Here is a 13,940-nt window from a genome sequence, read left to right as displayed (position 1 = left end):
AAAGAGCGCCGAAAAAATCGGCGCTTTTTTTTCTCAACTAAATCTGAAATTTCAAAATCTATGCAGCCATATCTGATGGCTTTCCCTCCTTGGGCTTTTTGCTTGTGTACATATATACAGGCAGTCCAAGAGCCGTTATAAGCAATCCAAGTGATGCATTCATAGGCTGAGTCAAAAGTGTATTTACTATTATATATAGTCCCCCTATTATCGCTACAAGTGGGAGTACTGGATACAGCGGCACTCTGTAAGGCCTGTGCATATCAGGCATTTTCTTTCTGAGTATCATAACAGCCGCAAATGTCATTACATAGAATATCCATATTGTAAATGTAAGAAGGTCTGTAAGCTGGTCAAACTTTCCTGTAAATGTAAATGCTATTGCAAGTACCACTATTATAATACCCGAGTTAACTGGAGTATCATATTTTTCATGAAGCTTTCCTATCCAATTGCTGTAAGGCAGTTTTCCTTCCTTTGCCATTACATACGGAATTCTCATTCCTGTAAGTATGAATCCGTTAAGCGCTCCAAATATCGATATCAGTATTCCTGTTGATATGACCTTTCCTCCCAAGCTTCCAAATATGACATTGGCAACATCTGCTGCAGGAGTCGCCGTAGATGCAAGCACATCTGCCGGAAGAACGCAAAGGTATGCGATGTTTATAAATACATATACGGCCATTACAACCGAAAGTCCCATGGCTATGGCCCTTGGAAGGTCTTTTCCTGGATTTTTCATCTCTCCCGCTATTGCTCCTACGTTTATCCATCCTTCAAATGCAAATATTACCGCTATAAGCGCACTTCCTATGCTAGAAACAAGAGATCCATTTTCAGGAGCAAAATTCAAAACATCTGCGCTTTGAACATCTCCCCTTACAAATCCAAGTACTGTTATCGCTATAAGCGGTAACAGTTTTGCAACTGTAAATATTGACTGCAAGGCGCCCCCTGCCTTGGAGCTTACGCTGTTCATCACAAGAAGAAATACTATCGCCCCTATTGCGATGGGAGTTGTCATAAAGCTTTGAAGACCCATAAGCGAAACAGCCTGTGTTGCAAATATTATTCCAAGCGCCGCTATAACGGCAGGCATATATACAGTTGTCTGGGCCCACCCAAGAAGGAACGCCCAAAGCTCTCCATAAGTCTTTTTGATGTATACAACTATTCCACCAGTCTCAGGCATTGCCGCAGATATCTCCGCAACCGTAAGACCTCCGGCTATTGTTATTATACCTCCTATTACCCATGCCAGTATTCCGATTCCCGCGGAGCCCGACGCTCCAAATACCGCAGTAGGCTTGAAAAATACTCCTGATCCTATGACCATTCCAACTACTATCGAAAGTGCCGTTGCAAAGCCCAGATCCTTTTTCAACTCTTCGTTCATCTGTTTTCCTCCCCTAAAAAATTTGTAAATCCATCAAAGTAATTGTGAATAATTGCCAAATTGATCAAAATAATAACGAATCCCTCATTAATAATATAAGAATCTTAACAATTTTTCAACACTTTTGTTTTGACATATGCATACATTGATATCACTTGTTTACAACGCTTTTCGTTTCAAAAATTTTTACAAAGTTTCAAGAATATTTTTTCTGGAATTATGATTTTTTTCATAAAATTTTAAATATTTAGACTGTTTTAAATTTTCATTTTGTATTTTTAGTTGTTTTTTTAACTATGTTCAACTGAAAATACCCTGCAAAACAAATAAATTCAAAAATTTGCTCCGCAGGGTATTTGGATTGTAAAAAACTTCTTTTTTAAATTGTCAATATCGCGAATTTTCTAAAAAATAGTTATTTTTATCAAGTTGAATTTCACAAATTCGACTTTCAATACAGCTATGCAGCCACGTCTGGTTTTTTTTCCTTTTTCATTTTTTCACCTGCAATCATATATACAGGAAGCCCAAGAACCGTTATAAGTATACCAAGCGATGCGTTCATAGGCTGAGTCAAAAGCGTGTTTATTATTATATACATTCCTCCTGCTATTCCTATGCACGGAAGAAGTGGATACAGAGGCACTTTGTAAGGCCTGTGCATATCAGGCATTTTCTTTCTAAGTATCATAACAGCCGCAAATGTCATTACATAGAATATCCATATTGTAAACGTAAGAAGGTCTGTAAGCTGGTCAAACTTTCCTGTAAACGTGAATATTACTGATATTGCAACTATAAGTATTCCCGAGTTAACAGGAGTTTCATATTTTTTGTGAAGCTTTCCTATCAAGTTGCTGTAAGGCAGTTTTCCCTCCTTTGCCATTACATATGGAATTCTCATACCTGTAAGTATGAATCCGTTAAGCGCTCCAAATATCGATATAAGTATTCCTGTTGATATGACCTTTCCTCCCAAGCTTCCAAATATGACATTGGCAACATCTGCCGCAGGAGTAGCCGTAGATGCAAGCACATCTGCCGGAAGCACGCAAAGGTATGCGATATTTATAAGTACATATATACTCATTACAACTGAAAGGCCTATAACTATTGCCCTCGGAAGGTCTTTTCCTGGATTTTTCATCTCTCCCGCTATCGCTCCTACATTTATCCAGCCTTCAAATGCAAATATTACCGCTATAAGTGCACTTCCAAGGCTCGAAACAAGAGATCCTCTTCCAGGAGTGAAATTTGAAAGGTCAGCGCTTTGAACATCTCCCCTTATAAATCCAAGCACTATTATAGCTATCAGCGGCACAAGCTTTGCAACTGTAAATATTGACTGCAGCGCTCCGCCGGCCTTTGAACTTACGCTGTTCATAACAAGAAGAAACAATATCGCCCCTATTGCAATGGGTGTTGTCATAAAGCTTGAAATGCCCATAAGCGAAACAGCCTGTGTTGCAAATATTATTGCAAGTGCCGCTATAAAAGCAGGCATATATACAGTTGTCTGCGCCCACCCAAGAAGAAATCCCCAAAGGTCTCCATAAGTCTTTTTGATGTATACAACCATTCCACCTGTTTCAGGCATTGCAGCTGATATTTCTGCAACTGTAAGCCCTGCAGCTATTGTTATTATCCCCCCTATTATCCACGCAAGTATACCAAGCCCTGCAGAACCTGACGCACCAAATATTGCTGTAGGCTTGAAAAACACTCCTGATCCTATGACCATTCCAACTACTATCGAAAGTGCAGTTGTAAATCCCAAATCCTTTTTCAACTCTTCATTCATAAACTTTCCCCCTTTTGACAATTTTTAATTCCACAGAAAATAATTGTTAATAATTGCTATATTAATCAAAATTATTACAACTCGCCCATCCATAATATAATATTCAGATTTTTTTTGCAACTCTCGAGCCTTCACCTGTCTATCCATTGATATTACTTGTCTATACGTTTTTCACTTCGCAAAGAATCGTCAAGTTTCAGGAAATTTTTTCAAAATTAAGATTTTTTATAAAATTCGGATTTGTATATCATTTTTTAATTCTCTATTTTTAATTGATCGCCATTTTCCAATCTCCTATATCAAAAAATAATAAAAAGCCCGCCCACTGGCCGACTTTTTATCATTTCATAAAATTATTTTCACGAAAGAAAAAGCCCTTCTTCCGTTATTAAAAAGCTAATATGCTCAATAGTCTTTTCTCCCGTTTCCGGACTAACCTTCTCAACTACAATGTCAACAACATCTCCCGACATGTCCATACCTGTTATTCTGCTGTCTCTTTCAAGTTCATGCTGGCATACTATAGATGCATCTTCCTTAGAAAATACCTTTATTGAATTTTTGCTGGCCACACATATAAAATCTCCTACAGAAACAACATCTCCATCCTGATTGACACCAAGCACTATGTTCATGTCTATATCCAGAAGATACGTTCCACTGCTTCCTGTCACAGCTATGTGCTCCCCGTCAAAATCAAGCGCCTTGGCTTCTGATATATAAGCATTCTTTTCAAAATCAGTTCCCACAAGTATTATCTTCTCGGTTGGAAACCTTTCAACTAGAACCGCTCTAATATCACCATATTCAGCTTCGTCAATAATCATTTCACCATTGTAATAGATTTCCTGACCCATTGAAATATCAAATGAAAAAGTCATGGCAAGCAGCAACACACATAAAACTAAAATTCTTTTCACAAAAACCCCTCACTTTCAGTCATATCCTCAAAAGCTCTATAGATTTTTATTTTACAACAAATCGAACTTGTAGTATATACCAAAACCAATTTTATTTTAAATTATTTTTAAAATTTAATTCATCTTTCAGTTTGTGTGAAACAAAATCCAGACTGCTCTCTTTATGCTACTTCTATACTGGTCTTCAACAGTGGTGTCTATTCCAAACCACTTTTTCTATTTTCCCATCCGGATCCACATTGTCGTAAGTTTTATGTTCACACCACCTGCGAGAACATACGTTTTTATATACAGGCTTTGCCTTTCCTTTAAATACAAAAAAACTGCACCCGTCTGTTTTAAACGGCTGCAGCAATTATTTTTTTGTTTTATCTTTCAATTACACACTGGCCTCTTTGACCATTCCATCCGCCTCTGCCTCTTCCCTTTTTCCCCTGCGGATTTCTTCTATCTCCTGATAATCCTACACCTTCCGATCTGTCCAAATTTCTCTGGAAAGCCTCTAAGTGATTTTCTGATGCATTTTTCAGAAGCTCAAATACGTATTTAACGTCATCTGGGATATCCTGCGCTAAGAATGTTTCATACATCTTTATATTATTTATCTCGGCCTGTACCCCGGTCTCGTACGCTTCAGTCAAGCTTTCTGGAACATGCACATGCTCCTGTGCTTTGTCATCTGGAATATCTATTTCGTACTCTTCAAAAATTGGCTTCAAAAGCTCTATATGGTATTCTTCAGCCTTTACTATATTCGAAAACGGCCTTTGCTCTCCGAAAGTTTCCATTATCTTTTCATATTCCGACCTTGCCAAGTACTCGTCTTCTATTGAATATACAAGCATCTCTTCAAGAGTATAGCTTTCCTTTTCAAATGAACCGAGTGCTCCATAGTCACTGTTGTTTGCAAATACGCTTCCCAAGCCCATAATAAATGTTACCGCCAAAACAGTAAGTCGCTTTAGTATCTTTTTAGTCATTTTTTACATCTCCTTTCAAACTGTCACTTCGTCTTGTTATTTTTAATATACCCCTCGAATGTGACAGTTTTGTGAAAAGAAAATGTCATTTTGTTCAAATTGAAAAACCCTAAATTGCAATAACAAATTGAAAAACATCAATTCACTCTATTTTCCCACTAATATTAGCGTACACAGCCCCATCTACTCTTCAATCTCTTCAAACCTGTACACCAGTTTGCGGCCTACTTCAACCTGCTCCATGAACATTTCAAGCGGCCTTGCCCATATTCCAAAATCACCGTAAAGAGCTTTGTATATCACAAGCTCCTCGAGAGTTTCAGAATCCTTTGCCAAGTGAAGTACAATGTATTCCTTCCCCTTGAAGTGCCTGTATTTTCCGCCTATATTCAGGCTTCTCTGACCGATTTCAGTTTCATTTTCCATATTCATTTTCATACCACCTCAAAAATTTATTTTGCTTTTATTTTAACTCTATTACAGTGAAAAATCACTTATAAAAACTTTTTCTTTTTAGATTGTCGATATTGCGAATCTCATAGAAAAGTCTTCTTTATCATAAATTATCAAAAAAACAATAAAAAAGGACATGAAGTTTATCTCCATGTCCCTAATACACTATATAATATTATAGGCTTACTATATTCTCGGCTTGTGGTCCTTTTGCTCCTTGAACTACATCAAAAGAAACTCTTTCACCTTCTTCTAGTGTTTTAAAACCATCCTTTTGAATCTGAGAAAAATGTGCAAAAACATCTACGCCATCTTCTCCAGTTATAAAACCATATCCCTTTTCTGCATTAAACCATTTTACTGTACCAGTCATAATTTCTACCTCCAAATTTTATTTTCTTAAATCAGCTCGTACAAAGTAAACCAACTATGTAGAATCTGAAATTAAAACCCCTTACCTCAGGGGCACAATTTATATGTACCCTTTTTGAAGACATTCTATCATACTTTTTCGTGACAAATCAAAATAAAACCACTTTATTTTCCAGAATGTTTTATGCTGACTTTATATTCATTGAATCTATCACCGCATAAGCAATATTCGAAAAATGATCTGAAATTAAGCATCCGTAAAGATAAACATTGTCCAAAAAATTCTCAAGATGGATGAACTAGATCCATATACTACCATAAGTAAAAAACACCACCCTGAAGGGCAGTGTTGTATACAATAAATATGAGTAAGCCTATAAGCCGAGTTCTGTCTTGAATAGTCATCTATCTAGGCCTGCTGTTACCAACAGGCTCAAGCGACCTACCTACGGGACGGGAACGGGCAGCCCCCTTTTTGAGTCCCTACTTGGTCTTGCTCCGGATGGGGTTTACATAGCCGACTAGTCACCTAGCCGCTGGTGAGCTCTTACCTCGCCTTTCCACCCTTGCTAGTAGGCCCTAAAGCCCCTTTAGCGGTATATCTCTGTTGCACTATCCTTAGAGTCGCCTCCACTGGGTATTACCCAGCACCCTTGCCCTACGGAGCTCGGACTTTCCTCGTTCGCCTAAGCGCCCGCGACTATCCGGCTTACTCAAATTATTAACTTTTTTTTATTTTTGGCACCGTTATAGAATAACATAATCCAGAGGGCCTGTCAATGGCAGTATTTACAGCTGCAAATCCATATATTTTTCAAGCCTCAAACCTCCCTTTAATGCGCCCCTTCCTATATTATCCATAAAATCAATTCAACATGATTCCATTCACAAATCTTCACAAAATTCAATAGTTATCTAACAGTTTTCAATTCATTTTATCTATGGTTTTATTTTTACTATTAGACTTTCTTATATTTGTAAACAAATCCTTAATAATGATATACACTATACCTAAGGAAATGTTCCTGCGAAAAACCGTCAAACAAATTTTCATTTTATCTATCTATATTTTTCTAAAAGGTTCTGTATATGCAGGGCCTTAAAATTTTGTATGAGGGGGATTTTTTTAAATGGCAGACTACAAAGAATTATGGAAATCACTTGATATCGACCTTGAAAAGCACGACCAGCTTTGCGCGGTGCTTCCTGAATTTTACGGTGAAATATACATGGAACAAAAAAACAGACCTGAAGGCATGAACTACTTCAACTTCGTAGTGTCTGAAATACATGGTCTTAGAATACAAGAACTTGCCGACATGAAAAAGGAAGGCAAAAAAGTAGTTGGAACATTCTGCGTGTTCGTTCCAGATGAAATAGTACTTGCTGCAAATGCTGCAAGCGTTGGACTTTGCGCTGGATCAGATTTTTGGCATCCAGACGGAGAAAAAGTTGTTCCAAGAAACACATGTCCGCTTATAAAAGCAGCAGCCGGAGCACTTGTTGGAAAAACATGTCCTTATTTCAGCTCATGTGACATGCTTGTAGGCGAAACTACTTGCGACGGAAAGATGAAGCTTTGGGAGACATTCAAGCAATACACTCCTATGCATGTTATAGACCTTCCTAATATGAAGAGGGATCAAGACTACGCTCACTTCAAGGATGAAATAAGAATATTCAAAGAGAGAATGGAAGAGCTTACAGGAGTGGAAGTAACTGCTGAAAGAATAAGCGACGCTACAAAACTTCTCAACAGAAAGAGAAAAGCTCTTCAAAGACTTTACAACACGAGAAAGTCTGATAATCCTCCTATAAGTGGAAAAGATGCCCTTCTTATAACTCAAATAGCATTCTATGACGATCCTGAAAGGTTCGTTCAAAAGACTGAAGAGCTTTGCGACGAACTTGAAGCCAGAATAGAAAAAGGCGAAGGAGTATTCAGCAAAGACACTCCAAGAATACTTGTAAGCGGAACTCCTATGGCAGTTCCAAACTGGAAGCTTCATCACGTAATAGAGACAAGCGGAGCAGTTGTTGTTGCAGAAGAGACTTGCACCGGCGTTAAATACTTCCAAAACCTTGTCGACGAGTCTGCAAGCACTATGGACGAACACTACGAGAACCTTACTCAAAGATACATGAAGACAAACTGCGCATGTTTCACTCCTAACACAGGAAGAATAGACGACATAATAAGACTTTACAAGGAGTACAGCGCAGACGGCGTAGTTTACTACACTCTTCCTTTCTGTACTACATATGCTGCAGAGTTCAATTCTGTAAAAGAGGCTCTTGCAAAGGAAAATATTCCTGTCATAATGATAGAGACTGACTACGGCCTTGAAGATGCAGGCCAGATCAAGACAAGACTCGAAGCCTTTTTCGAGATGATATCAAACAAATAATTACTTATACTTATTTTCTAACGAAAAAGGGTGATACGATGGGAAAAGACTCCAAAACTTTCATACTTTTTCCTTCTCACATGCATGGAATTTCTTTGGAAAAAAAACTAAAAGAGTCTGGCATTGAATATGCCATAAGCCCGACTCCGAGAGAACTAAGCACATGCTGCGGAATATCAATAATGATTGAAATCACGGATATTCCAGCTGTCGAGGGAATATTGAGTGAAAATCCGAACATTAAAACGCTCGGTATACACACCATAACCAAAAATAAAAAAAGACTTTTTAACTTTTAATTCCAAAAACACACCATGTCATAAACATGCCCTGGTGTGTTTTTGTTGAATTTTTTTCAAATAAGCATTGGATTTTATTAGGAGGTTTTATATATGTATTATTCAGTAGGAGTTGACGCCGGATCTGTTGCCACAAAAGGCGTGCTGTTCAACGGCGAAATCATAGACCAGTTAGTCATACCGACGGGCTGGAGCCCTAAGGACGCTTCATACGAGGTTTTTCAAAAGTTGCTTGAACGAAACAATGTCCAAAGGCAGCAGGTGAAAAAGATAATAGGCACCGGATACGGAAGAATATCGATGCCATTCGTAGACAAGACCGTGACCGAGATAACTTGTCATGCAAAGGGGGCTCATTTTCTAAACCCCGAAACAAGGACCATACTCGACATAGGCGGCCAGGACAGCAAGGTCATAAGTATCGATGACCTTGGAAATATAGTCGACTTTTCAATGAATGACAAGTGCGCAGCCGGTACCGGAAGGTTCCTTCAGGTTATGGCAAGCACTCTTGGAATAGATATTTCAGAGCTTGACAATCTTATAGGCGAAAATGTAAAGCCTCAGCCTATATCAAGCATGTGCACAGTTTTTGCTGAATCCGAAGTGATAAGCCTTCTTGCAAAGGGAATAGAAAAAGAGAGCATAATGCTTGGAATAGTCCATTCCATAGCAAACAAAGCATCTTCCCTTGTAAGCAAAGTTCCGCTAAACAACGAGGTCGCTTTCACAGGCGGAGTTGCAAAATGCAAAACAGTAAGATCGGCAATATCTGGGAAGATAGGATCTCCACTTTTCGTATCTGACAACTCTCAGCTTGTGGGGGCTCTTGGCGCCGCTGTAATAGCATACAATTCAATAAAGCTTTAGTTTTCAAGAATATAAAAATCCAGCCGGATGTCCGGCTGGATTTTTATATTCACAATGGAATAATGAGCTTAGAATACATTCAGTTTTTGAGCATATAAACACAATGCAGGTATAAAAACAACTTCTAAAGCTTCAAATCTGTGCTGTTTACCCTCTTTATGCCGTAGTCTTTTTCAAGTCCTAAAAACACCTTTTCCGTTTCGTCCTCAAAGCCTTCTATGCTGCTTGTACAGTCTTCAAGAATGTATATGTTTTCCGTAACAGGCTTGTCATCCTTGTAATATTCAAGTATCTGAAGCAAAGACTCCAAAACGCAATGAGACTTCGCTTCTCCCGCAATGAGTATCATGTCAAAGTCTGAAAGCCTGTCTAAAAGCCCTGTGCTTATTTCAACTCCCTCGTCATATTCCGGCTTGAATATTCCATACATCTCGCTGAGAGGGCTAGTGCCCTTTACCACTATTTCAAAATCCGTGTCCCTTACTGCTGAGTGGTAATATGCCATGTTCGCAAACTGACCTTCAAGCGAATTTCCAAACGTTCCAAGCAGACAGTGATAAGGCCATATCACAAGTGTTTTCTTTGCATTTCTTTCAAGATACTCCACGTATTTTCTGCTGTGCTTTTCATATTTTACCGGCATCCAAGTGCCGTTTTCAATATCCTCCAGCCTTATCGGGGTAAACGGCTCGGGGTGCTGTTTGTCTTTTCCAATCCACCATGAAGGATGGAAAATCTGGTAGTACGTATGTGTATCCATTGACGCTATTATTTTGCTTATTCCGCCGGCATTTGAATGTATGAACTTAATAAGGTTTTGAACGTCGGCATGAGAACCCTTGACCGGAAGACTTCCATTTTCCATGAAGTCATTTTGGACATCTATTGCTAAAAGCAGAACTCTCTTTTCATCTTTTGAAGAAGGAATTTTATCCTCATAAGATGCCTTTTGAAGCACTTCATCTGGATGGATATCCGACCTTCCCCCTATGGCTCTCAAATCCACTATATCATCTATGACCCTTTTAAGTGTCCCCACTTTAATGCCCCCCTTGTTTATATTTATAAAAAAATCTCCAACAGCCTGAGCCGCTGAAGATTTTTCAGCTTACTATTATCTTACCACAAGTACGGGTACGCTTGCATGGTGAACAACCTTATTTGCAACCGATCCCATAAGGAATCTCTTTCTTCCCGACATGCCGTGAGTACACATTATTATTATGTCACAGCCTTCATTTTCAGCCGTATCTATTATAGCCGAAGCAGCATCCCCAATTACAAATTTTGTACCGACTTTTATTTCAGTTCCCTCAAAATTCTCTTTGGCTTTTTCTAGAATTTCCTGGGCATTCTTTTCAAGCTTTGCAGTTCCTGCTTCTTTGTAGTCAACCCCGCCGTACCCATGTGGAATCTCATCTTGAACATTTACTATTAAAACTTCCGAACCAAATTTTTGAGCAAATGTCTTTACATGGTCATACGCAAGAACACAGCTTTCCGAACCGTCTACAGGCAAAAGTATTTTTTTCATTTAAAAATCCCCCTTTTGAATTCTAATTTACAGCGGGCATTCAAACAAGCCCGAAATATAGTTATATAATACCCTTTTTTATTTTCTTTAACTATTTTTGTATAATAAACGCTAAAAATAAAACCTCAAACTCCAGTTGAAACAGTGTAGTATAATTAAATAGTCAATGTAATAAATAAAAGTTTGAAGGATTGATAAAATGACAAGATGGAAAAGCCTAGGACATAAAGGTGATTTTACAGAAAACATAATAGACCATGTAAACCAGATATATGAAAAAAGGGGACTCGCCCTTGTAAGCAAAATACCCGTTCCGGTAAAAGTGACTCAAATATCGTCAGGCCAGATAACTCAGGCCTTCTTTGAAAAGAAATCTACAGTCGACTACTGCGGCGTATTCAGGGGAATTTCAATATGCTTTGACGCCAAGGAAACCAACAAAGACTACCTTCCCCTTCAAAATATCCACGAGCACCAGGTTGAATACATGGCTAAATTTAAAAAGCACGGCGGATTCTCATTTTTGATATGCAATTTCAAAACTCATGGGATATATCATTTCATACCATTCGAAATCGTAGCCGAATTTTGGAGAGATGCAAAATCCGGCGGAAGAAAGTCAATACCAATGTCAGCGCTCGATCAGCAATATATAATCCCCTCGCAAAACGGCCTTCCCGACTACATAGTTCCTCTTTCCATGTATATAAGAACTACCACCAAGGGCTGTTATTTTTAGAATTACAGCCCTTTTTTCTGGCCTTCATCATATTGAATATGGAATTTTTGCGTCTTTATAAATTAATCCAATATTATTTTTTTCTAAGTTTTGTGTTTTTCACATACATATGCGGGTATCATCAAAGTATATTAAAATTATAAATATAATTTGCTTATATTAATAAATATCAGTTTAAAGGAGGGCTCGCTATGGATTTTTCAAGAATATTTAATGATTTTTCAAACTTTGTGGACTTTCTGATTGACAAATATGTTTATTATTCCTTGAAAAAATCCTGATGGCTACGCTCTCATTAAAAATAATGATTTTCACTATTTCAAATGGCTCAGGAGGGATTTTATGAAAAAAGAGAAGATAGTAAGAAAGCTTGAAACCGAACTTGAAGAACTCTTCAGCAAGCATCCCGAAAAAGACTCTTATATTGAAATGTTTAGAAAAAGGTGCGATGTCATTTATGATGTCAAAATCCAAAAATATCAAATCGGAGAGAAAACTTTCAACGAACTAAGCGACAGCATAAGATTTGATGAGGAAAAATATATTGAAGATTCTATGAATCTCCTGTTAAAGAGATAAAAGCATAGCAAAAGGTGCCTCTTAGAGACACCTTTTTATTTTTATTGATTAAAGATTAAACTGTCCGACAAATGCAAACTTTTCACCTTGGTACTCAAATTCCTCTTTAGGCAGTATTTCCCACTTACCCCTTATTCCCATGTCGTGAGCCATTCCCTCGAAAAGATACATCATTATCCCAGCATCTGTCATGCTCTCTTTAGTATCAGGATCCTTCACTGCCATTACTATTTTGCCGTCTGTAAGTATAAACCTCCAAGGCTGAAGGTTTTTTGCAGAAGGAGCACTTTTAATATGGAATAGCATATCCGAAATTCCTCTTTGCTCAAGTTCTTCAACGCTAACCTTGGTTCCCATTTGATCATTGAATACCATTTCTTCAACTGAAAGCCTTCCTCCGCTTGTATGGGGTTTCAAGTCGGTAATTTCCCTGTACGGGTCATTGCTCACACCAGAAACTGTTGTAGACGCTACGTATCCAAATTTCAGCTTGGATTCTTTTTTAGGATGACCTATGGCAACCGCATAGTTTATATTCTTAAGGTCGTATTTTGAAATCTCCTCCCGAAGCCTTTCCGATGCCTTCGAAAAGTCTATCCAGCATGTTCCAAGCCCCATTTCAAATACCTTCTTCACAACGGCTTCCATGGCATATGATGACATTATCTGCGTCTTGTAATCTTCTCCATCTGTAAGCACCCCAATATAATGAGGGCTCTTTATCATTACTCCTGCATATCCCGCATAACCATTCAGTTTCTCATATATACTGTTTCCATCTTCAAAAATTACAAACTTTATGCCGCTTTCCCCCAGTTCAGTTTCCACTTTTTTTGCATAGTCCATTATCTCTTTTATCTGCTCTGGATCTATGCCTTTCTTATCGTACTCCCTTACAGAATACCTCTTTTCCAAAAATTCCCTCACATTCATTTACCTCATCCCTCTCCTTAGATTTTTTATTTTACATATACCACAAAAAAAACTTTTTAATCCTCTTTTATACTTTACCGCATAAAAAAAGACGCCCCCTCCGGACGCCCATTTAATCGCTATTTTTTTCTTGTAATATTCATACTTGGCTTTATTTCTTCATATTTTACTATGTCATTCGACTTTTCTTCATAGTATATTCCATAGAACTTTCCCTTTTTCATCTTCACTTCGCCTGCAGAGTACAGCTTCTTTGTGGCCTTTCCCATTTTCACAAAAACGGAATACTTCTTGAACTTTCCCTTTGGCGCCTGGACAGCTATACACTGACCCTGTATATAAAATTTCTTTCTCTTTAGTGATATTATTATTCTTACTATGAATGCTCCTATAACTACAGCCAAAGCTCCAAATACTATTTTCAGGGCTATGTGCTTTGAATAGAAAGCCAAGAATACCATTACAGCAAATACAGCTACAACTGCCGCTATTCTCAATATCGCATTTCTTTTTTCTTTTTCCAAAAATAATCCCACCTTAATGTTTTGTTTTGTACAAAGCTGCAAGCATTAAAATTCCCCACTTAAACATTATATCAAATTTACATATTTATTAAAGACCTATTTGGAAATTTTTCTAATATGCAGTAAAAA

At 37.9% G+C, this 13,940-nt stretch carries 15 protein-coding genes and 1 other RNA gene; 5 read left to right on the top strand and 11 right to left on the bottom strand.

The annotated features are described in order from the left end of the window. Positions 1-58 precede the first annotated feature (58 nt). From BUQ87_RS05625 to rnpB, 7 genes are all read right to left on the bottom strand, one after another. A complete protein-coding gene (locus tag BUQ87_RS05625) occupies positions 59-1,399 on the bottom strand; it encodes an APC family permease (protein ID WP_038263581.1) in 1,341 nt (446 codons plus the stop codon). 460 nt (positions 1,400-1,859) lie between these two features. Further along, a complete protein-coding gene (locus BUQ87_RS05620; protein ID WP_038263579.1) occupies positions 1,860-3,200 on the bottom strand; it encodes an APC family permease in 1,341 nt (446 codons plus the stop codon). Positions 3,201-3,559: 359 nt separating this feature from the next. Then, positions 3,560-4,081, bottom strand: a complete 522-nt coding sequence (locus tag BUQ87_RS05615; RefSeq protein WP_207647172.1) for a hypothetical protein — start codon at positions 4,079-4,081, stop codon at positions 3,560-3,562. Between the two features lie 407 nt (positions 4,082-4,488). After that, on the bottom strand, positions 4,489-5,100 hold the full coding sequence (locus BUQ87_RS05610; RefSeq protein WP_074210047.1) for a ferritin-like domain-containing protein: 612 nt from the start codon (positions 5,098-5,100) through the stop codon (positions 4,489-4,491). Positions 5,101-5,283: 183 nt separating this feature from the next. Beyond that, positions 5,284-5,532: a DUF1653 domain-containing protein gene (locus tag BUQ87_RS05605; RefSeq protein WP_242943782.1), complete on the bottom strand. Its 249-nt coding sequence runs from the start codon at positions 5,530-5,532 to the stop codon at positions 5,284-5,286. Between the two features lie 196 nt (positions 5,533-5,728). Further along, entirely contained in the window at positions 5,729-5,926 is a 198-nt protein-coding gene (locus BUQ87_RS05600) for a cold shock domain-containing protein (RefSeq protein WP_038263573.1), read from the bottom strand. A 360-nt stretch (positions 5,927-6,286) separates the two neighbouring features. Next, an RNA gene (gene rnpB / locus BUQ87_RS05595) (RNase P RNA component class A) lies at positions 6,287-6,641 on the bottom strand. A 414-nt stretch (positions 6,642-7,055) separates the two neighbouring features. Between rnpB and BUQ87_RS05590 the strand changes: the two genes are divergently transcribed. The 3 genes from BUQ87_RS05590 to BUQ87_RS05580 all read left to right on the top strand — a co-directional run bounded on the left by BUQ87_RS05590 (position 7,056) and on the right by BUQ87_RS05580 (position 9,502). After that, positions 7,056-8,333: a double-cubane-cluster-containing anaerobic reductase gene (locus BUQ87_RS05590; protein ID WP_038263571.1), complete on the top strand. Its 1,278-nt coding sequence runs from the start codon at positions 7,056-7,058 to the stop codon at positions 8,331-8,333. Between the two features lie 38 nt (positions 8,334-8,371). After that, positions 8,372-8,632: a putative Se/S carrier protein gene (locus BUQ87_RS05585; protein ID WP_038263568.1), complete on the top strand. Its 261-nt coding sequence runs from the start codon at positions 8,372-8,374 to the stop codon at positions 8,630-8,632. A gap of 93 nt (positions 8,633-8,725) precedes the next feature. Next, positions 8,726-9,502: an acyl-CoA dehydratase activase gene (locus BUQ87_RS05580; RefSeq protein WP_038263564.1), complete on the top strand. Its 777-nt coding sequence runs from the start codon at positions 8,726-8,728 to the stop codon at positions 9,500-9,502. Positions 9,503-9,626: 124 nt separating this feature from the next. On the opposite strand, the gene BUQ87_RS05575 is transcribed toward BUQ87_RS05580, so the two are convergent. Both BUQ87_RS05575 and BUQ87_RS05570 read right to left on the bottom strand, forming a co-directional pair. Beyond that, the gene (locus BUQ87_RS05575) at positions 9,627-10,541 is read right to left on the bottom strand and encodes a cysteine hydrolase family protein (protein ID WP_052636014.1); all 915 of its coding nucleotides are present in this window, start codon (positions 10,539-10,541) and stop codon (positions 9,627-9,629) included. Between the two features lie 75 nt (positions 10,542-10,616). After that, positions 10,617-11,036, bottom strand: a complete 420-nt coding sequence (locus BUQ87_RS05570) for a universal stress protein (RefSeq protein WP_038263562.1) — start codon at positions 11,034-11,036, stop codon at positions 10,617-10,619. Between the two features lie 199 nt (positions 11,037-11,235). Between BUQ87_RS05570 and BUQ87_RS05565 the strand changes: the two genes are divergently transcribed. Then, entirely contained in the window at positions 11,236-11,775 is a 540-nt protein-coding gene (locus BUQ87_RS05565) for a Holliday junction resolvase RecU (protein WP_038263558.1), read from the top strand. A gap of 342 nt (positions 11,776-12,117) precedes the next feature. Then, a complete protein-coding gene (locus BUQ87_RS05560) occupies positions 12,118-12,354 on the top strand; it encodes a hypothetical protein (protein ID WP_038263555.1) in 237 nt (78 codons plus the stop codon). 48 nt (positions 12,355-12,402) lie between these two features. Here the strand turns inward: BUQ87_RS05560 and BUQ87_RS05555 are convergent, their stop codons facing one another. Both BUQ87_RS05555 and BUQ87_RS05550 read right to left on the bottom strand, forming a co-directional pair. Continuing rightward, a complete protein-coding gene (locus tag BUQ87_RS05555; RefSeq protein WP_038263551.1) occupies positions 12,403-13,287 on the bottom strand; it encodes a nitroreductase family protein in 885 nt (294 codons plus the stop codon). A 119-nt stretch (positions 13,288-13,406) separates the two neighbouring features. Next, positions 13,407-13,811 (bottom strand): hypothetical protein, encoded by a 405-nt coding sequence (locus BUQ87_RS05550; protein WP_038263548.1) that lies wholly within the window; start codon positions 13,809-13,811, stop codon positions 13,407-13,409. Positions 13,812-13,940 lie beyond the last annotated feature (129 nt).

The organism is Peptoclostridium litorale DSM 5388, assembly GCF_900141635.1.
Taxonomy (GTDB): domain Bacteria; phylum Bacillota; class Clostridia; order Peptostreptococcales; family Peptostreptococcaceae; genus Peptoclostridium; species Peptoclostridium litorale.
The sequence above is the reverse complement of the archived record's forward strand: the minus strand, read 5'-3'. Positions and strand labels throughout refer to the sequence as shown.